This is a genomic window from Streptococcus parauberis NCFD 2020 (genome assembly GCF_000187935.1).
GTDB classification, from domain to species: domain Bacteria; phylum Bacillota; class Bacilli; order Lactobacillales; family Streptococcaceae; genus Streptococcus; species Streptococcus parauberis.
Genome location: NZ_AEUT02000001.1, coordinates 867,776 through 888,478 on the forward strand (window position 1 = coordinate 867,776; position 20,703 = coordinate 888,478).

At 35.1% G+C, this 20,703-nt stretch carries 21 protein-coding genes; 3 read left to right on the forward strand and 18 right to left on the reverse strand.

The features are described 5' to 3' along the window. Positions 1-31: 31 nt before the first annotated feature. The 9 genes from SPB_RS04375 to metK all read right to left on the reverse strand — a co-directional run bounded on the left by SPB_RS04375 (position 32) and on the right by metK (position 9,012). A complete protein-coding gene (locus tag SPB_RS04375; protein WP_003104377.1) occupies positions 32-523 on the reverse strand; it encodes a shikimate kinase in 492 nt (163 codons plus the stop codon). After that, positions 516-1,799 carry a 3-phosphoshikimate 1-carboxyvinyltransferase gene (aroA, locus tag SPB_RS04380; protein ID WP_003102998.1) on the reverse strand — a complete coding sequence of 428 codons (1,284 nt, stop codon included), beginning with the start codon at positions 1,797-1,799 and terminating at the stop codon, positions 516-518. Before aroA ends, SPB_RS04375 begins: the two co-directional genes overlap by 8 nt. A gap of 69 nt (positions 1,800-1,868) precedes the next feature. Beyond that, positions 1,869-2,801: a YihY/virulence factor BrkB family protein gene (locus SPB_RS04385; RefSeq protein ID WP_003103605.1), complete on the reverse strand. Its 933-nt coding sequence runs from the start codon at positions 2,799-2,801 to the stop codon at positions 1,869-1,871. Position 2,802: 1 nt separating this feature from the next. Then, on the reverse strand, positions 2,803-3,663 hold the full coding sequence (locus SPB_RS04390; protein WP_003104772.1) for a methionyl aminopeptidase: 861 nt from the start codon (positions 3,661-3,663) through the stop codon (positions 2,803-2,805). A 23-nt stretch (positions 3,664-3,686) separates the two neighbouring features. Next, the gene (gene spxR / locus SPB_RS04395) at positions 3,687-4,970 is read right to left on the reverse strand and encodes a CBS-HotDog domain-containing transcription factor SpxR (protein WP_003104455.1); all 1,284 of its coding nucleotides are present in this window, start codon (positions 4,968-4,970) and stop codon (positions 3,687-3,689) included. Continuing rightward, on the reverse strand, positions 4,963-5,514 hold the full coding sequence (locus SPB_RS04400) for a GNAT family N-acetyltransferase (protein WP_003105507.1): 552 nt from the start codon (positions 5,512-5,514) through the stop codon (positions 4,963-4,965). Before SPB_RS04400 ends, spxR begins: the two co-directional genes overlap by 8 nt. A 130-nt stretch (positions 5,515-5,644) precedes the next feature. Further along, complete coding sequence (locus SPB_RS04405; protein ID WP_003104164.1) at positions 5,645-6,292, reverse strand: FadR/GntR family transcriptional regulator; 648 nt, start codon at positions 6,290-6,292, stop codon at positions 5,645-5,647. 130 nt (positions 6,293-6,422) lie between these two features. Then, positions 6,423-7,682, reverse strand: coding sequence for a UDP-N-acetylglucosamine 1-carboxyvinyltransferase (murA, locus tag SPB_RS04410; RefSeq protein WP_003105319.1), 1,260 nt, complete (start codon positions 7,680-7,682; stop codon positions 6,423-6,425). 136 nt (positions 7,683-7,818) lie between these two features. Beyond that, the gene (metK, locus tag SPB_RS04415) at positions 7,819-9,012 is read right to left on the reverse strand and encodes a methionine adenosyltransferase (RefSeq protein WP_003104206.1); all 1,194 of its coding nucleotides are present in this window, start codon (positions 9,010-9,012) and stop codon (positions 7,819-7,821) included. 320 nt (positions 9,013-9,332) lie between these two features. Between metK and birA the strand changes: the two genes are divergently transcribed. Then, a complete protein-coding gene (birA, locus tag SPB_RS04420) occupies positions 9,333-10,274 on the forward strand; it encodes a bifunctional biotin--[acetyl-CoA-carboxylase] ligase/biotin operon repressor BirA (protein WP_003104797.1) in 942 nt (313 codons plus the stop codon). On the opposite strand, the gene SPB_RS04425 is transcribed toward birA, so the two are convergent. From SPB_RS04425 to udk, 5 genes are all read right to left on the reverse strand, one after another. Then, positions 10,249-10,452, reverse strand: a complete 204-nt coding sequence (locus SPB_RS04425; protein ID WP_003103383.1) for a DUF3272 family protein — start codon at positions 10,450-10,452, stop codon at positions 10,249-10,251. The genes birA and SPB_RS04425 overlap by 26 nt on opposite strands. Before the next feature lie 52 nt (positions 10,453-10,504). Then, on the reverse strand, positions 10,505-12,181 hold the full coding sequence (dnaX, locus tag SPB_RS04430) for a DNA polymerase III subunit gamma/tau (RefSeq protein WP_003103253.1): 1,677 nt from the start codon (positions 12,179-12,181) through the stop codon (positions 10,505-10,507). Further along, positions 12,181-12,678, reverse strand: a complete 498-nt coding sequence (locus tag SPB_RS04435; protein ID WP_003103631.1) for a GAF domain-containing protein — start codon at positions 12,676-12,678, stop codon at positions 12,181-12,183. The genes dnaX and SPB_RS04435 overlap by 1 nt, the downstream gene beginning before the upstream one ends. 93 nt (positions 12,679-12,771) lie before the next feature. Beyond that, positions 12,772-13,068 (reverse strand): DUF1294 domain-containing protein, encoded by a 297-nt coding sequence (locus SPB_RS04440; protein WP_003104755.1) that lies wholly within the window; start codon positions 13,066-13,068, stop codon positions 12,772-12,774. 15 nt (positions 13,069-13,083) lie between these two features. Then, the gene (gene udk, locus SPB_RS04445; RefSeq protein ID WP_003104936.1) at positions 13,084-13,713 is read right to left on the reverse strand and encodes a uridine kinase; all 630 of its coding nucleotides are present in this window, start codon (positions 13,711-13,713) and stop codon (positions 13,084-13,086) included. A 153-nt stretch (positions 13,714-13,866) separates the two neighbouring features. Between udk and SPB_RS04450 the strand changes: the two genes are divergently transcribed. Continuing rightward, positions 13,867-14,949: a DEAD/DEAH box helicase gene (locus SPB_RS04450; protein ID WP_003105885.1), complete on the forward strand. Its 1,083-nt coding sequence runs from the start codon at positions 13,867-13,869 to the stop codon at positions 14,947-14,949. 20 nt (positions 14,950-14,969) lie between these two features. Here SPB_RS04450 and SPB_RS04455 read toward each other — a convergent pair whose 3' ends face one another. From SPB_RS04455 to SPB_RS04470, 4 genes are all read right to left on the reverse strand, one after another. Then, positions 14,970-16,247, reverse strand: coding sequence for a polysaccharide deacetylase family protein (locus tag SPB_RS04455; RefSeq protein ID WP_003102928.1), 1,278 nt, complete (start codon positions 16,245-16,247; stop codon positions 14,970-14,972). A 154-nt stretch (positions 16,248-16,401) separates the two neighbouring features. Further along, the gene (locus SPB_RS04460; protein WP_003104175.1) at positions 16,402-17,829 is read right to left on the reverse strand and encodes an NADP-dependent glyceraldehyde-3-phosphate dehydrogenase; all 1,428 of its coding nucleotides are present in this window, start codon (positions 17,827-17,829) and stop codon (positions 16,402-16,404) included. 138 nt (positions 17,830-17,967) lie between these two features. Next, positions 17,968-19,692, reverse strand: coding sequence for a phosphoenolpyruvate--protein phosphotransferase (ptsP, locus tag SPB_RS04465; protein WP_003103270.1), 1,725 nt, complete (start codon positions 19,690-19,692; stop codon positions 17,968-17,970). Between the two features lie 4 nt (positions 19,693-19,696). After that, positions 19,697-19,960 (reverse strand): phosphocarrier protein HPr, encoded by a 264-nt coding sequence (locus SPB_RS04470; RefSeq protein ID WP_002984031.1) that lies wholly within the window; start codon positions 19,958-19,960, stop codon positions 19,697-19,699. Between the two features lie 509 nt (positions 19,961-20,469). Here SPB_RS04470 and nrdH point away from each other — a divergent pair. Beyond that, the gene (gene nrdH, locus SPB_RS04475; RefSeq protein ID WP_003104527.1) at positions 20,470-20,691 is read left to right on the forward strand and encodes a glutaredoxin-like protein NrdH; all 222 of its coding nucleotides are present in this window, start codon (positions 20,470-20,472) and stop codon (positions 20,689-20,691) included. The last annotated feature ends 12 nt before the right edge of the window (positions 20,692-20,703 follow it).

Below are 20,703 nucleotides of genomic sequence, written 5' to 3' on the forward strand. Positions count from 1 at the left end.
ACAATACAAAAAAAGAAGGTAATCTTCTTTTTTAAATACTTTTAATAATACGCACTATTTCTTCAGGGGTTCGATGATCGACATTAATAATTAAATCAGACAATCCTTCATATAACATCATGCGTCTTTCAAAGATTCCATGAAAATCTTCTTTTGAATTATTGAGAAAGAGTGGCCTTTGAAAAAACTTATCTTTTTTAATTCGGTCATAAAGAACTTCAAAACTAGCCGAAAGGAGGATATTATTTTTTCGATTTTCTCTGAGTAGTTGACGATTCTTTTCACTGATTACAACGCCACCGCCTGTTGAAATAATGATATTCCCTTCTTTTGTCATTAATTCCTCCAGAAGAGCTGACTCAACCTGTCGAAATGCTTCTTCCCCTTGATGAGCAAAAAAATCTGAAATCGACATGCCTACTCGCTCTTCAATTATTAAATCCATATCCAAAAAATTATCATCCAAGAAAGAACCAATCGTGGTCTTTCCAGCACCCATAAATCCTAATAATACTTTAGCCATTACTAATCCTTTCTAAATCTGTTAAAAATGATGGATAGCTTGTCGCAATTGCTTGAGATCCTGATAAGTCGACACTCCCATCATTAACAACTAAGCTAGCAATAACAGCCATCATTGCTAAGCGGTGATCCAAATGGGCATCAACTTTCCCACCACGCAATTGATTTGGTCCATTAATAATCATACCATCTGACTTAGCTTCAATAGCAACGCCAAAGGTTGATAAGATTTCAGTCACAAGTGCAATCCGATCTGATTCTTTCACTCGTAATTCCTCAGCATCACTAATGGTTGTTTGTCCTTTAGCTTGACTAGCAAGCAAGGCAATAATCGGTAATTCATCAATCAAGCGTGGAATTAACTGACCAGAAATTTCAGTCGCTTTAAGTTGGGAATAACGGACTCTAATTGTAGCCGACTGGTTGACTTTGTCTTCGTCAGTCAATTCTATCATTCCACCCATTGCTTTAACAACATCTAGAACACCTGTACGCGTCTTGTTAATCCCGACATTAGTTAGCATAATATCTGAACCCGGAACAATCAAAGCAGCTACAATCCAAAATGCGGCACTTGAGATATCACCTGGGACTTTAAACCTCTGCGCTTTTAAAGATTGAGGACCATTAATGGTTATTTCCTTACCCTGCACAGCAATTTCCCCACCAAACTGACGAATCATTTCTTCTGTGTGGTTTCGGGTCAACTCTTTTTCGATGACTTTAGTTTGTCCCTTGGCCTGAATCGCAGCCAGCAAGATAGCCGACTTCACCTGAGCAGAAGCTATCGGAAGATGATAAGTAATCGGTTTAAGCTCTGCTACTTCCTCAATAAACAATGGTGGATTAGCTTTTTGCGTCTGTCCTTCAATTTTGGCACCCATTCCTTGCAAAGGAATGGTAATCCGATCCATAGGTCTGTTACTCAAGCTGGCATCGCCAACTAATCTTGTTGAAAAATTTTGACCAGCTAACAAGCCTGAAATTAAGCGCATTGAGGTTCCTGAATTGCCCATATCTAAGTCCTGGTTAGGTTTGGTTAAACCTTTTAGTCCTTTACCATAGACATAAGTCAAATGTCCTTCTTGAACAATCTTAATCCCCATTGCTTGAAATACTTTCATCGTCGCTAAAACATCTTCACTGAGCAATAAGTCTTCAATAACGGTGACCCCTTCAGCAATAGCTCCAAAAATGAGTGACCGGTGACTAATCGATTTATCCCCAGGTACAGTAATCTTTCCATGTAATCCATTTTTAGTGGCTTTTAATAACATTTAATCCCTTTCATCAACCTTAATACTTTTATTTTACAGAAAAAAATAAGCTTTTCAAGATAGAATAGCTTATTTTTGTTGTTTGTGTTTACCAAATCTTCTTTTAAAAACCGATACAATATCGCTACTACGGCCTTCTAACTTACCTTGATCAATTTCCTGATAAGTCGCATTAAATATTGCCCCTAAAATTAAAATCCTTGCTAAAAAAATAAACCATAACATGATAATGAAAATCATGACCGAACCAAAGGTTTTAATATCGACCATTTTTTCCACATTGACGACAACATAATGACCAATCAAATTACTTAAGAAAGTCATTACAAACCCTGTAAATAAAGCTCCAGGCATAATGTAACGGATTTTCTTGATACGAATATTAGGTAGCAAGAAGTAAAGAGCCATTAAACCAAGCAAAATTATAATAATTGTAACTGGCTGGATTAAAGTCAAAAAAAGACTAGTTAAACCATCACTCAAATGATAATGATTATCCATTACTTGAATTGCTGCTTTTGAAAAGGTAGAAAAAATAAGGACAAAGGCTAGTAAGAATAAAATAAAGATACTGGCCAAGAGACCAACTAGGTGCCCTAGCAGAAAATCCCTATGTGGTGAAGCATCATAGGCTTTGTTGATTGCCCTCTGCAAAGAAGTTAAACTTTTAGACATGGTCCAGAGACCAGTAAAAGTCGCTACTCCCAAAACACCTCCTGCTGGTTTAGAAAAGATATTAATGACAACAGATCTGGCTGATTGGTAGATGTCATTAGGTAGACTCTGCTTCATTAATTGAAGCAAATCCCTAATATCAATATTCAGATAAGGGAAAATATTGGCCGCGATAACAATCAAGGGAAAGACTGTTAAAATCAAATAATAAGCTACGGCTATCGAAGATAAATCCATTTCAGCACTTTGAAAGTGCCTCAAAAAAGCCTTTATAGTCTCATTTTGAAACTTTGAAGAGACTTTATCAAGGAATTTTTTTTTCTCCATATTAGTAAGTTCTTTCTTCTCCTTGGCTTGTAAGAATACGTGGTCCATCTTTGGTGATAACAAATTGATGTTCATATTGACAAGATAAACCACCATCTAAAGTTTTATGAGCCCAACCTGTTTTCATGTCAGTATCAATTTCCCAAGTTCCAGTATTGATCATTGGTTCAATCGTTAATACCATCCCCTCCTTAAGTCGTAATCCACGCCCTGCAATTCCATAATTAGGAACCATAGGTTCTTCGTGCATTGTTGGTCCAACGCCATGTCCAACTAAATCACGGACTACACCATAGCCACGACTTTCAGCATACTCTTGAATAACTGCGCCAATGTCTCCAATACGATTCCCAATGACTGCTTTCTCAATTCCCAAGTACATTGCTTCTTTTGTAACATCCATTAAGTTTTGTACTTCTTCAGATGGTTTACCAACTGCGTAGGCCCAACAAGAATCCGCTAAACCACCTGTATAAGGTTCTGTCAACTTCTTTAATTGTGCAACGTTGTCAAAGTCTAATTTCGAAACATCCACTATTTCTTTGTCTAAAGGTTCGCTTAAAACAGTATCTACTTTTAACAAATCTCCTTCTTGGAGGATATAGTGACGTGGAAAAGCATGTGCTACTTCATCATTTAAACCACAACAAGTAGCATATGGGTAATCCATAAGATGGCCTTCAACTCCGATTTGCAATGGCAAAACATTTTCTTCCTTACAACGCTTGCGGACATATTCTTCAACTTCCCACATATCAGCGCCTGGTTTAATAATCTCACGTAAGCCGATGTGGATACTTGCTAGAAAATCACCAGCTTTATCCATAGCTTCAATTTCACGTGCAGATTTCAATGTAATCATGTAAATAATACTCCTTAAAAATTTTAATTAATTCGAGTAGAAACAACAGCTTTCGCAATTATCTGTTCTTCTACATATAGTTCGATATCTATTGTACCGCTTCTTCTTGTCTCTGAAATAATTTTTGGATGAATTGTCAATAAGTCATCAATCTGTGCGGCATGTAAAAAGTATATCATCATTTGTTCAATAATTACATTTTTTTGATATTTTCGATTGAAAACTTTTAAAGTTATTTCCTTTAATATTTCAGAAACAACGCCTTGAGCTAAATTCCCAGAATTATCAATCATACTTGGTTCAACATGAATCGAGAACTCATTTTGATTTTCTTCCATATGAGATAATAATTGATTACTGTAGGTATCCTTAATCTCAGATTGATTATTTTGCATATATTCCAAGGCTAATCTACGTGTGATTATCCCCAATATTTTTTGATTTTCATCGACTACAGGCATCATATTTAAGTCTTCAAATATCATTTTTTGACTAACATTTGCTAGGCTCGTATGTGGTGACGTTGTAATCGGACTTTTTGTCATCACCTCTTTAATATTGACATTTGATTTTTGATTTACTACATCGCGCATGCTGATAAAGCCAGTAACAGTCCCATCCTTTTTAATAATTGGAAAACGTACTTGTTTAGTTTTTTTAATTAATTGATTAAGATCATCAATCGTACTATCGTCGTATAAAAAACCATATTGGGACAGCGGAAGCATAATTTCATCTACTGTTTTTAAATCTGTTTTAATTCTAAAACTCATTAGAGCATGATTAATTAAGGTCGCAACAGTAAATGTATCATATTGACTAACCATAACTGGTATTCCCAAGCTATCTGCTGTTTTAATAACTGCTTTAGAAATAGCAAAACCACCAGTAACTAATATGGCATTCCTACTTTCCAAGGCCAATAATTGGATATGCTCTCGGTCCCCAACAATTAGTAGGCCACCTTTTGAAAGGTACTTACTGACATTATTTCTAGTCATTGCTCCAATAAAAAATTTACTGAATTCATTACTTAAACCTTCACGGCCTGCAACAACTGTCGAATCACTTATCCGAGCAACTTCTGTAAAAGTTAATTTTTCAATAGCTACACGTGATTTCTTTTCAACCCGAACCGTGCCACTTCGCGGTTTCGTTTCAACAATTCCACGATTTTCAGCTTCTTTAATAGCACGATATGCAGTACCATCACTTACATTTAAATGGTTAGAAATACTTCTAACACTAACTCTTTTGCCAATTGCTAACTTTTCTAGATAGTCTAATATTTCTTGATGTTTACTCATTATGATATCCTATTTTCATTTGATATTTGAGATACTGTTTCATTTGGTGTGTATAACGGTCGCTTCCTTTAAACTGAGACACAAGCTTAAATCCAGATTTTACTGCAACCTGTTGACTTGCATTATTTTCCAAATGTGTTATGATGACTAAATTTTTTAAACCTAATTCTTTAAAAGCTAAGAAAACAATATTTTTGACAGCTTCTGTCATAAATCCCTGATTCCTATAGGCTGAATTTAAAACGTAACCGAGTTCTGAACAAGCCTTTTTGAAATCTAAATTTTCCAGTCTAATGATACCAATCATTTTTTGACTAGATTTTTCAGTAATAGCCCAAATCCCTAATGGTGATTTAAGAAATGAATGACTAAAAAGATAATCACTTTCATTTTTACTGAGACAAGCGGGGAAAACAAAAGAAAGATTTTCAAAATCATTGCTGATTTCATAAAAATCTTCTGAGTCAAAATAAGACAGAGGACGCAAAAGTAATCTTTCTGTTTCAAAATAAGAATACTTTGCCAAAGCTGTCCAAATATCCATTTTAACCCCTTTTTATTTGTTAATAATCACTTTATTATAACAAATAAAATATAATTTTTCTATAACAGATAGTGTTTTTTGTAAACTGTATTAATTCAGAAAAAAAAGCCCACAAAAGCGGACTTTGACATTATTTATTGGATAACTGATATAAAAATAGGTACTTATTCATTAAATCTTCTGCCATAACAGAATTCTTTGTTTTAAAAGCAACCAAAAATGCTTCATAAACATTTATCAGCTCTTTTTTATATTTTTTATAATTTGTATTAGCAACTAATAATGTTGGCAAAAACCTTTCAATAACAATATTTTCACTATATTTAGCTAACAATTTATGGAATTCAGTATCTAAATGTTTAATCTCGGGAAGTTCATTTTTCAAGGCAAGTATAATTTTCAATAACAGATTTTCAATAACTTCAAGTTGGTCTGTTTTTATATTTTGGGCTGCCAAACTTGCCATTTTAGGTTCAACTAGTAATCTGATAGCGAACATATCTGAAATTAAGGTTTCACTATTCTTTAATATGGAAAAACCAAAGGGATCTTCTGAAACACCCCTTTTTGGGCTAATAAAAGTACCTGAACCTTGCTTTACTTCTAAAATATTTCTAGCTACTAGAGTTCGTACAGCTTCTCTAATTGTACTTCTTCCGACATTTAAATCTTCAGCTAGTTCAAACTCATTCGGCAATTTTGCTCCAGTTTCATAATTTCGTTCCAATATTAAGTCTAATAATTGATCAACTTTCTGTCCAACTAGTGGTTTTTCCATATTACTCTACCTTTCATTATCTCTTATCACCATTGTACAAGATTTTATTCAATAATCACAAACAAATGTTATTAAGTTCAAAAATTTATCATCAGACAACAAAAAAGAGGACCATTCGTCCTCTTTTGTTTTATTCTTCAATTAATTGTATGTCTGCGCCTAATGCTTGTAGTTTTTCTATGATATTAGCATAGCCACGTAAAATAAATTCTATATTCGTTATTTCTGTTCTGCCTTCGGCCATTAGTCCCGCAGTTACTAGTGCTGCACCTGCTCGCAAGTCAGTAGCTTTGACTTGTGCACCGCTTAATTGATTAGGACCATGGTAGACAATTTTGCCACCTTTTAGGGAAATATCAGCGCCCATACGAGCCATTTCTGGGACATGGTTGACCCGTTTTTCATAAATCGTATCAACAATTGATCCCATGCCCTCTGTTGTAAGCAGTAATGGTGTTAATGGTTGTTGTAGATCTGTTGCAAAACCAGGATATGGTGAGGTTTTAATGGTTACAGCTTTCAATTTATCTTGTTTTTCAACAAAAATTGAATCTTCCTCAATAGTCATCCGAACTCCCATTTCTTCAAGTTTCGCAATAAAACTTTCTAAATGTTCATATAAGACATTTGTTACCTTTATCCCTGTTCCAATTGCTGCTGCCATTGCAATATAAGTACCAGCTTCAATTCTGTCAGGAATAACTTGGTGAGTTGTTGAGCCTAATTTTGTAACTCCTTCAATAGTTATAATATCTGTTCCCGCTCCACGAATATGAGCCCCCATATTATTTAAAAGCGTTGCAATATCAATAATTTCTGGTTCACGCGCGGCATTTTCAATGACAGTCTTACCATTTGCTTTTGTAGCAGCAAGCATTGTATTGATTGTCGCACCTACACTGACTGTATCCATGTAGATATGTGCGCCATGCAGTTCACCTTCATTAACGGCAATATGCATATTTTCACCAACATAAGATACTTTAGCTCCCATTGCTTCAAAAGCTTTCAAATGTAAGTCAATTGGTCTTGGCCCCAAATCACAACCACCTGGTAGACCGACAGTAGCTTGACCAAAACGTCCAAGTAAACTTCCATAAAAATAATAAGAAGCTCTCAAACTATTAATTTTACCAAAAGGAATTGGTTGACTAATTACTGTTCTAGGATCAATTGTAAGTGAATCGTTCTGACGAGTAATTTTGGCACCCATCAATTCCATGATTTCAATTAAACTATCCACATCACTGATTGATGGAACTCCATCCAATGTGACAACATCATCAGCTAGCATAATCGCTGGGATTAAGGCAACAACACTATTTTTTGCACCGGAGACAGCAACTTCTCCTGATAAAGGTTTTCCACCATTAATTATAATTTTACGCATACATCCTAAACTTTCTTATACTTGAATTCAACCTTATCATTTTATCATAATTTTAGAAACATTACAATCTAACTTCTTGTGAATTTTGCCTTCAACTCAAGCAAAAAGGACACCATATGGCATCCTCTTAATTTTATTATTTTAACAAGAAGTTTTTCAATTCATCAACTTTATCACATTTTTCCCATGGTAAATCAATGTCAGTACGACCCATATGACCATAAGCTGCCGTTTGACGATAGATTGGACGTTTCAAATCTAACATTTTGATAATACCAGCCGGACGTAAATCAAATAACTGACGAACAGCTTTTTCGATTTTTGCTTCTGGAAGAATCGCAGAGCCGAAGGTATCAATACGAACAGACACAGGATGTGCCACACCAATTGCGTAAGCTAATTGAACTTCTGCTTTCTTGGCCAAGCCAGCAGCGACAATATTTTTAGCAATGTAACGCGCTGCGTAAGAAGCAGAGCGATCAACTTTAGTAGCATCTTTACCAGAAAAGGCCCCGCCACCGTGACGCGAATAACCACCGTATGTATCTACAATAATCTTACGTCCTGTTAAACCAGAATCACCTTGAGGGCCTCCAATAACAAAACGACCAGTCGGATTAATGAAATACTTAGTTTGGTCATCTAAAAATTGATTTGGAATAACTGATTTGATAACTTTTTCAATTAAATCAGTATGAATGGTTTCATTTGAAACATCTGGATCATGTTGTGTAGAAATAACGACAGTATCAACACGAAGTGGTTGATCATTTTCATCATATTCGACAGTAACTTGTGATTTGGCATCAGGTCTCAAATAAGCTAATTGGTTTGATTTTCTCAAGTCAGCTAATTTCTTAACTAATTTGTGTGATAAAGAAATTGGTAATGGCATCAGTTCAGGTGTTTCATCAATAGCAAACCCAAACATCAAGCCTTGATCACCAGCTCCAATTAAATTTAAGTCATCAACTTCCTTGCTTTCGCGTACTTCCAAGGCTTCATTGACACCTTGAGCAATATCTGATGATTGCTCAACAAGTGATGGATGTACACCAACTGAATCGGCAGAAAAACCATATTCCGCTTTTGTGTAACCAATTTCAGCAATGGTATCTCGAACAACACGGTTGATATCAACATAAGCTGAAGTTGAAATTTCTCCAAAAACATGAACCGACCCTGTATAAACAACTGTTTCTGCTGCTACGTGAGCATCAGGATCTTGAGTGAGAATTTCGTCTAAAATAGCATCTGAAATTTGATCCGCGATTTTATCTGGATGGCCTTCCGATACAGATTCAGACGTAAATAATTTACGTTCTGACATAAAAATGTCCCCCTTTTAATAAAAGTATATGGCAAAAAGCCTTCGCAAGGAAAAGTTACTAATAACTAAGTTTTATAATATAGCAACTACCGAATAAACAATAGTTACTTTAGTGACATGTTTTACTTGCGAGTCAAAAAGTTACAAAGCACTAGCAGTTTGCACTGCTACCTTTTCGGGACTAATTAACTTTTCTATTATACACATTTTTGAATTATTTTACGAGTACTATTTTTAAAAGGTTTGTAAAAGTTTGATTTTTTCCTGTCTTTTCAGTCATGTGAACTTGAAATATCAGGCGAATATACTATACTAGTTCTATGAAGACATCAGAGAAATTATATCAAATATTAAGTCAATCAGAATCATTTATTAGTGGTGAAAAACTCGCCGACCAATTATCTCTTTCTCGCACAGCCATTTGGAAAGGAATAAAATCTCTTGAAAATCAAGGAATTGAAATTTTGGCCACCAAAAAAGAAGGCTACAAAATAATCAGCGGAGATTTGCTATCTGCACAAGAAATATCTGACAAACTGAATATATCGGTTACCCTAAATGAATCAAGTCTTTCTACGCAATTAGATGCCAAGAATGCTATTGCAACCAATCCAAGTGTCCCTCATCTCTATTTATCACCTAGTCAAAAACAAGCTAAAGGACGTTTAGGCCGTGATTTTTATGCCTCAAAAAACGGTGGCATCTATATGTCACTCCATTTGAAACCTAACCAAACTTACCAAGAGATGGAACCATATACCATGATGGTTGCCTCAAGTATCGTCAATGCCATTTACCGACTTACTGGTATTGAAACCCAAATAAAATGGGTCAATGATATCTATTTAAATGATAAAAAGATTGCTGGTATTTTAACCGAGGCTATAACATCTGTTGAAACTGGCTTAATTACTGACGTGATTATCGGAGCTGGTTTAAATTTTCATTTGACTGACCTCCCTGAAGAACTAAGTTCAATAGCAACATCACTCTTCCGACATCAACCAACTATCACCAGAAATCAATTGATTTCTGAAATTTGGAAACTTTTCTTCCAAATACCAGTACAAGATCATTTAAAAGTTTACAAAGAAAAATCACTTGTTCTTAACAAACAAGTGACCTATAGTAAAAATAATCAAATTATCCATGGACGCGCCATTGATATCACTGACCAAGGTTACTTAATCGTTGAAAAAACAGATAAAACACTTGAAACATTGCATAGTGGTGAAATCAGTCTTTCTTCTTGGACTCTTTAGCAGCCTCTATTAATTTTTTTGAAAAATTGGTAATAGCATAGACCTTCCTTAAATCACGATAGAGGAGAATACCCCAGAAAAGTGCAAATAAGAAATCGCCTGCTAGGACAGAGTCGTTAAAAAAATAGGTTTCAAAAGCACATAATAGTGCCATAAAAATAAATTGTCTTAAAGTCATAGTTGTATTTTACCAAAAAAAAGAAAATTCTACGAAGAATTTTCTTTTTTTCTTAATCTTCTACCTGTTTTATTTTTTCAGACAGGAAATCAAATTCTGGTGGAAGAAATGATTCCTCCTCCGCTTTGTTTACCTGTACTGGAGATTTGTCTTTCATTTTTTTAGCAAATTCACTCCGAATGTGATTAAAATCTGATCGAGGGACAGCTAAAATATGTGGTGTGAAACCAGCTGCTTTGCTCATAATATTACCAAACATATCATTTAAATCTGTTCGGTTCATGGCTTGTTCTGCATTGAAGGCAGCCTCAAATGCAAGAATAGCATTCTCACTGTTAGCCAAAACTGGTTCAGAACCAAGCAACAAAGCTCTATCCTGTGGAGAAATACTATCCAAGATTTCATTCCAAACTGATTTCAAAGAATCTAAGTATTGTCTAGACTGCTCACTATCTTGAACGGTTTCTTCCATAATTGTTAAAATCTTTTGTCGATCAACTTTATAAGTAAAAGTTTTCTTGGAAACTGGTTTAGCTTTGGTTGTAACGGGTGCAACTTCACCAGATGATAACGATTCAAGTTGCTCTTTTAATTGGTCGACTTGCATCTTTAAGGCATTGATTTCAGCTGATAAGTGATTATCGTCTGAAGCTGAATTCTGAACAGGACTAAGGTGAGCCAATTCAATGGTCATCATTTCTGCGTAAATACGAGGATGTGAACCCCGTTTTATTTCTGGAACATGTTTAGTAATAATCGCAATCATCTGAAAAATAGTTTCGCGAGGAACTGCTAAATTATCCGCAAAATGCTCTGTTTGATAACTACTCTCAGCACCACTTTGAACCATTAATAGTTCTCTGAAATAGGCTAATAAGTCCGTCGCAAAACGACTCATACTTTTACCATTATCAAAAATAGTCTCTAAATTAGAAAGAGCAGCCTGTGCTTCTTGGTTAATTATATTTGCCACATAGTCATCTAAAGCCAGAATGCTGATAGACCCAGTAATCTCTTCTGCAATTGATAATGTGATCTGATCATCTGGGGATAAACTAAGTGCCTGGTCTAAAATTGACAGGGCATCACGCATTCCACCTTCAGCGCGTCTCGCAATTAATCCTAAAGCTTCTTCTTCAAAAGGGATATTTTCCAAGGTCAAGATATGCATCAAATGAGCCTTGATATCTTTTTGTTTAATTGATTTGAATTCAAAACGTTGAACACGAGACAGAATCGTTGCCGGAATTTTGTGAAGTTCAGTGGTTGCGAGGATGAAAACAACATTTTCAGTTGGTTCCTCCAAGGTTTTTAATAAAGCATTAAATGCACCCGTTGATAGCATGTGCACTTCATCAATGATATAAACTTTATAGTTTGCACGACTCGGTGCATAAGTTGATTTATCACGAATTTCACGGATTTCATCCACACCATTGTTTGAGGCTGCATCAATTTCAATGACATCTTCTAAACTACCATTTGTAATATCATGACAAATATCACAGTTATTACAAGGCTCTCCATTAACTTGGTTCGGACAGTTCATTGCCTTAGCAAAAATCTTTGCTGCACTGGTTTTACCTGTTCCCCTTGGTCCAGAAAAGAGATAGGCATGACTAATTTTTTTGGATTCAACAGCCTGTTTCAAGGTTGTCGAGATGACAGATTGGCCAACCATTTCATCAAAGGTTTGGCTTCTGTATTTGCGATATAGGGCTTGATACATTATTTTTCTACTCCAAACATGTCAAAATTAAACCTTGTCTTTTCTAGTAAAATGGAGACAAATTCTTCCAGGTACTGTTTATCAATTTGATCATAATCACAAGTGGCAGAGGAATCTAGGTCTAATACTCCAATCAAACGATTATTTTTAATCATCGGAACTACTATCTCACTCAAAGCTCGTGAATCACAGGAAATATAGTTACTGTGTTGTCTAACGTCATCGACGATAATTGTTTCTTGCTGGCTTGCCGATTGTCCACAAACCCCTTTACCCATTGCAATATGGACGCACGAAACGCCCCCTTGAAATGGACCAAGAATCAATTCTTGACCGTCATGCAAATAAAATCCAGTAAAAACTGAATTTGGTAAAGTCATGTTTAATAAGGCACTAGCATTTGATAAATTTGCCATAACGTTACTTTCACTAGTAAACAAAGCATTTGCTTGTGCAATCATTACTTGATAGTTTTCTTCTTTTGTACTTGTTTTCATGCTTCTTATTATACCATAAGGCTAATCAGATGATAAGCTTTTCCTTTTAGCCTAAAATTAAAAAGCCTAGCAAAATTTGCTAGAACTTTTAAATCATGGTAATAGAGCGCTCCAGTCCTTGAGGTAGAGCCAATATAACAAATAAATCCCTATGAAAATCATAAAGATTCCTAAGACCCAAACAACCTGAAAGTACCATTTTTTTGTTTTATGATGGAATAGGTTCCCGCCTAAGATTGCGCCAATCCCACCAAAAAAGAAGGCAATTAGTAATAAAGTTCTTTCAGAAATGCGCCATTCCCCTTTTACAGCCTTACGTTTGTCAATCCCATATAAAGCAAAAACAACCACATTCCACATAATAATGGCACCAGCTAGTGCTACAAACATATCATTCTCCCTTAACTAGTCTCGATCGACTAGGATACTTGCAATTTTTGTTGTAATTAAATCAATTGCAACGACATTACTTACTCCTTCAGGAACAATAATATCAGCATAGCGTTTGCTTGGTTCAATAAATTGATGATACATTGGTTTTACCACGGTTGTATATTGTTCAATAATACTGTCTAAACTTCTGCCTCTTTCAACCATATCGCGTTTAATACGTCGGATAATTCGAATATCATCATCAGTGTCGACAAACAGCTTGATGTCCATCAGATCTCTTAATCTCTCGTCTTCTAAGACAAGAATGCCTTCAACGATAATAACATCTTGCGGCTCTTGACGGAAGGTTTTATCACTTCTCGTGTGTCGCGTATAATCATAGATAGGAATGTCAACAGGGCGTCCTTCAAGCAATTCCTTTAACTGTTCGATCATAAAATCAGTTTCAAAAGCTAGTGGATGGTCGTAATTAGTTTTGATACGTTCGTCAAAACTTAAATGGGCTTGGTCCTTATAATAAGAATCATGTTGAATCATCGCAATTCTTGCATCTGGGAAACTATCTAAAATCGCACGAGAAACGCTTGTCTTCCCGCCTCCAGATCCACCTGTGACGCCAATAATGATGGGTTTTTTATGCATCTTGCACTCCAAATCTAAAAAGTCTTCTGTATATTTTACCAAAAATTAAAAAGTTTTTCTATAAGATTTTCCTTAAACTTTCTTTTTCCTTTATTAGGAGCCTCTCTGAAATCATGTTATAATAGACTCAGTTACAATTGAAAAGGAAAAAAAATGATCAAAGAATTCCCACAAATTTGGCAAGACCAATTAGAAACTAGCCAAATGACAACTTTAACAGATATCCAAGAATCTGTATTTGAACCAATTCATTCAGGAAAAAACGTCCTCGGAATCAGCCCAACAGGGACAGGAAAAACCTTAGCTTATCTTTTCCCAACTCTACTAAAAATAACTAGCAAAAAATCACAACAACTTTTGATTTTATCTCCAAATACGGAACTTGCTGGACAAATTTTCGAAGTTACAAAAGAATGGGCTGAACCAATTGGCTTAACAGCGCAATTATTTATATCAGGAACTAGTCAAAAAAGACAAATTGAACGCCTTAAAAAAGGACCTCAGATTATTGTTGGCACACCTGGCCGGATTTTCGAACTGATTAAACTAAAAAAAATCAAAATGATGAATGTCGACACTATCATTTTAGATGAGTTTGATGAATTGCTGGGCGACTCACAATATGGTTTTGTGCAAAAAATTACCCATTATGTTCCCCGTGATCACCAATTTATCTACATGAGTGCAACTAATAAACTAGATCGTGCTAGCATTGAGCCAACAACTGAAATAATTGACAAATCAGACCAAAAGCTGGAAGCTATTAAACATTTCTATATTTCAGTAGAAAAACGTGATCGTCTTGATTTATTAAGAAAATTTTCAAATATAACAGATTTTAGAGCCCTAGTCTTCTTCAATAGCTTATCTGATTTAGGTGCTGTCGAAGAACGTCTGACCTATACTGGTTCTACTGCTGTTTCCTTAGCTAGTGATGTTAATGTAAGATTCAGAAAAACAATTTTAGAAAAATTTAAAGATCACCAAATTTCCCTCCTACTAGCCACTGATTTAGTAGCTCGTGGGATTGATATTGAAAATCTTGAATATGTCATCAATTTTGAAGTAGCCCGTGATAAAGAGAATTATACTCACCGCGCTGGCCGCACAGGTCGGATGGGTAAAGAAGGTGTCGTTATCACTTTTGTAAATCACCCTGAAGACATAAAAAAATTGAAAAAATTTGCCGATGTGTCTGAAATTCAATTACACAATCAACAATTATACAAAAAATAGAATCCTTTGGATTCTATTTTTTAGTTATCACCCAATAATTTTGAAACAGTTACACACTGATAGCCTTCTTTTTTAAGATAGTCAAGTACTGTCGGCAAGGCCTGTAAGCTAGTTTGATGGATATCATGCATTAGGATAATGCCACCTGGATGTAATTGACTCTTAATATTGGCCATAATTTTTTCGGTATTGTGATTTTCCCAATCTCTCGTATCGACAGTCCATAGTATTTCAGTCATACCAGACAATTTTTCAACTCTTGCATTAGTTGCTCCATAAGGTGGCCTTAGATAAATCGGACGCTTTCCACATGCTTTCTCTATTGCTATATTTGTTCGTTCAATTTGTGATTTCACTTCTTCATCAGACTGCTTAGTTAAATATGGATGATCCCATGTATGGTTTCCTATTTCAGAACCACTGGCAATGACCGATTTTAAGATACTTTCATTTCCCAAAACTTTCGAACCCATCATAAAGAATGTCGCTTTAGCATTGTATTTTTGCAAAATACTTATAACTTGTGGACTAGTAAGCGGGTTTGGTCCATCATCAAATGTTAATGCAACTAACTTTTTGGGGTGCAAAGCAGCTTCCTTAGCTTTTTGATATTCTGTAAAATCTATTTTTGATTGTCCTGTTAAAAAATTAGAATCAATCACATCAAATAATTCTTGTAGTGGAACTTGAATAGTCTTATCTATGATAAGTATTTTATCTTTCACCTTGAAATGATCCCGTAAGATACCATTTTCTTCACTGATTTGTGAATAGTCACTAATTTCAAACTTTTGATCAGGATAATCTTTTGTTACTATGCGAGTGATGTCGTCTAAATGACCAGACACTAATTCAGATAAATGAAAAGTTTGATAATCCGTTTTGATATGATAGTCACTGACTACATGGTCGCTTACTCTTTTTAGTTTTAAGAAACCTGCCTCATAAACTATTTTGTGGATTTTTACATTTTTAACACCTTTTAAGTCAGTAGTAGAAAACTCTGGTTTCAAAAAAACATATTGATCTTTCTGAGTGCTTTTGTAGACACTCGATGGTAGATTTTCATGGTAAAAGTCTTTATTGATTGCTGTTGGCGCAAAATAATAATATGTTTGATTCTTTCGATGAATAATTTTTTTACTTAAAAACGAATTTTCTGTAAGATTATTAATGTTTTCGTTTTTAATAATTTTCACTAAATCATTTTGTATCGACCAAGATTTCCAAAAAAAGAGACCACTAGTAATCAATATAATTCCTAAAAAGCCAATTAAGGTATAAAAAACTTTTCTCATTTCAAACTCCTTTTGTGTTATTATTATAGCACAAGAAAGCTAAATTATTACTTAGTTTTTTAATTTTATAGCCATAAAATAATTAGTTTTGTAAGAAAATTAAAAAGCAGAAACTAAATTTAGTTTCTGCTTTTTTGTTTATTGAAAAATTTGATTATTCAATATCAAAGACGATTGATTTTAGGTTTGTCATCGCATCGATAGAGTATTTAACACCTTGGACACCAGCTCCTGATTTCTTTGCACCTAAAAATGGGAAATTATCTGTTCCACGTTGTGTTTTGTTATTAATATGAACTGTACCAACTTCTAGTTTTTCACCAATTGCAAATGCACGAGGGAAATTATTTGTGAATACTGATGCTTGAAGTCCGTATTCAGAAGCGTTAGAAATTTCAATTGCCTCTTCTACTGAATTGATACGGATAAATGGTAGGACAGGACCAAAGGGTTCTTCCCAAGCTAAACGCATATCTGTATTAACGTTATCAAAAATAACTGGACAGATTAAGTTTCCTTCACGTTTGATTTCAGTAATTGCTTTAGCACCTTTTTCACTAGCTTCATTGATAAGACCTTCAACAAAATCGGCTGCCTTTGTATCAATCAATGGGGTGATGTCTGCATTTTCTTCAGGCATACCAACTGAAAGTTTTTTCACTAAATTGTGAACATGTTCAATTAATTGGTCCGCAACTTTGTCCATTACAAGAACACGTTTTACAGCAGTACAACGTTGTCCAGAGTATCCAAAGGCACCGGCAACAATATTTTTAGCTGCCATTTCAAGATCTGCATCTTCCAAAACAATAGCTGAGTCTTTACCACCAAGCTCAAGCATAATTGGACGCATACCAGCCAATTGACCAATACGTTCTCCAACTGGAGTCGAACCTGTAAAGTTAATAAAGTTTACTGCTTCATGTTCTACAATATAATCACCAATAACTGAACCACGACCTGTGATTGTATTGAAGACACCCGCGGGAACACCGGCTTCAGCAAAAGCTTCTGCTAGTAATAGTCCTGACATTGAACCTTGTGTAGGTGGTTTAAGGGCAACAACGTTACCTGCAATTAAAGCTGGAGCAATTTTTGAACCTGCTAAGTTAACTGGATAATTGAATGGTGAAATTGCTAAAACAAGACCAACTGGCTCATGACGCACAATAGCAATTTTTTTCTTGCTTGATGCTTCAAAACTTCCGCCTTCAAGAACTTCACCTTCCATGCGGATACCTTCTTCGGCAGCATAGTTAATAATTTCTGCGGTACGAATAACTTCACTAACTGCTGCTTTGTGACCTTTAGCAACTTCTTTAGAAAGTACAGAACCAATTTTTTCAGCGTCACGAACTAAAATGTCTGCTGCTTTATGCAAAATCGCTGCTCGTTCAACGTATGATAGCGCACGCCATTCTTTAAAAGCATTTTTCGCTGATTCGTAAACGAAGTCTACTTCTTCAGTTGACATTGCTGGAACTGAACCTAATTCTTCACCAGTTGCAGGTGCATAGATTTTGATTTCATTTTCTGAAAGTTTCCATTCACCGTTAACAAGATTTTTGTATTGTTTAGTCAAATCGTTATCTCCTTTAATGATAATACATCTATTCTATCACTTTTTGATGATAATTCAAACATCTGACACGACAATTATCTGAATATTGCTAATATTAACCAATAAAAAGAAGTCGGTTTCCCAACTTCTTATATCAGATTATAAATATTCTTTAGATAATTCAAGAACTTCTTCTGCAGTTGAACATGTTGTTAAAGCACGTTGTGCATATTCTTGCATCTTAGACGTATCTAAAGTTTTCATCAAACTTCGAGTACGTAGTACTGATGTAGCTGACATTGAAAATTCATCCAAGCCCATACCAACTAATAATGGTACAGCTTGTTGATCACCAGCCATTTCACCACACATACCAGCCCATTTACCTTCAGCGTGTGCTGCTTTGATAACATTGTTAATCAAACGTAGGATTGATGGGTTGTATGGTTGGTAAAGGTATGAAACTTGCTCGTTCATACGGTCAGCAGCCATTGTATATTGAATAAGGTCATTTGTTCCAATTGAGAAGAAATCAACTTCCTTTGCAAATTGGTCTGCAAGCATTGCTGCTGCAGGAATCTCAATCATAATACCAACTTGGATATCATCTGAAACTGCGATACCTTCAGCAACAAGTTTTGCTTTTTCTTCATCAAATACTGCTTTTGCAGCTCTAAATTCTTTAAGTAAAGCAACCATTGGGAACATGATACGAAGTTGTCCATGTACAGAGGCACGTAATAATGCACGCATCTGAGTACGGAACATACCATCTCCAGTTTCTGAGATAGAAATACGTAATGCACGGAAACCTAAGAATGGATTCATTTCTTTTGGAAGGTCAAAATAAGGAAGCTCTTTATCTCCACCAATATCCATTGTCCGAACTACAACTGGTTTACCATTCATTCCTTCAAGAACTGCTTTATATGCTTCATATTGCTCATCTTCAGTTGGGAAATCTTGTGAGTCCATGTATAAGAACTCGGTACGGTAAAGTCCTACTGCTTCAGCGCCATTTTCATTGACACCTTCAACATCTTTAGGAGTACCAATATTTGCAGCTAATTCGAAATGTTTGCCATCAGCAGTTACTGTTTCAGCATCTTTAAGTAATGCCCATTCAGCTTTTTGTTTAGCATATGCTTCGCCAGCTGTTTTGAATGCAGTAATTTCTTCTTCGCTAGGGTTGATAATAACTTCACCAGTAATACCATTAACAGCAATCATATCGCCATCGCTGACACGTTTAGTGATATCGTTAGTTCCTAGTACGGCAGCAATTTCAAGTGTACGAGCCATAATAGCTGAGTGACTTGTACGTCCACCAATATTAGTTACAAATGCTTTAACATATTTTTTATCCAATTGTGCAGTATCAGAAGGAGTTAAATCATGAGCAATCACGATAGATTCTTCATCGATAGTAGCAGGATTAGGTAATTTAACACCAAGCAAATGTGCTAAAACACGTTTTGCAACGTCACGGATATCTGCAGCACGTTCTTGCATGTATGGATTATCTTCCATACCTTCAAAAATAGTGATGAACATATCTGTAACTTCTTTAAGACCAGTTTCAGCATTAGTTTGTTTTGCACGAATTGTTTCTTTGATTTGGCTAATCATTTCTGGATCAGCTAATACCATCAAGTGAGCGTCAAATACTGAAGCTGCTTCTTCGCCTAAGCTCTCTACTGCTTTTTCGCGGATAACAGAAAGCTCGTCTTGTGAAGCTTGTAATGCTACATCAAGGCGAGCTTCTTCTGCGTTTGTATCTTCGACTGTAACAGTCTCAAATGACAAATCCGGTTGAACTAGTAGATATGCTTTAGCAACAGCAACACCATCAGAGGCTGCGATTCCTTTAAGCATTTCTGTCATAATATTATGCCAATCCTTCTTTTGTCATTGTTTCTTCGATTGCTGCGATTGCATCTTCAGCATCAGCACCTTCAGCTGAAATTGTAACGTCAGCACCTTGACCAACACCAAGGCTCATAACGCCCATGATTGATTTAAGGTTAACTGCTTTACCTTTGTAGTCTAAAGTAATATCTGAAGCAAATTTGCTTGCAGTTTGTACTAATAAAGTAGCTGGACGTGCGTGAATTCCTGTTTCTGCAACAATGTGAAAATCTTTTGAAGCCATAGTATGGTTCTCCTTTAATAGTTGTGTATTTTTGAGCTATCAGATGATAACCCTTACAATAACAGATTATAGCATATTGTGTTTTAATTTTCAAGATTAAATCTCTACTCTAGGAAAAAAGCTATGCTATTTTCTCCCAAATTTTCAATCTTTCATAAATTATATTTCATTCTCATATTTCCCATAGTGTTCCTATTAATGAGAGTTTTAATAATATCTCGATTTACAATAATGTAGAAAAAATGTTATCAACTTCTTATAAATATTTTCTATATTGATATTATGTCAGCCCACCATTTAATTAATCAAATTATCCCTTTTTTTTTCAATTTAAAAGATATTGGCAAATCCTTATTTGACAGGGTTCACACAATATATAGTTGTTAGAATTAAAAGCAACCCCAAAATATTGTGTTTTTTTCAGAGAAAAATCTTGCTTTTTATTTCTAAATTTTATATGCTATTAGTATTGAAATTCTCAGTTGAGAAAAAATTGAAGGAGAAGATACATGATTACTGTTTATTCAAAAAACAACTGCATGCAATGTAAAATGACCAAAAAATTTCTTGATCAAAATGGAGCAAGCTACAAAGAGATTAACATTGATGAACAGCCAGAACAAGTCGAGTATGTAAAAAGTTTAGGATTTGCCTCTGCACCTGTTATTGAAAGTGGCGATATTGTCTTTTCTGGATTCCAACCAGCTAAATTAAAAGAACTAATAAAGTAATTAAGGAAATAA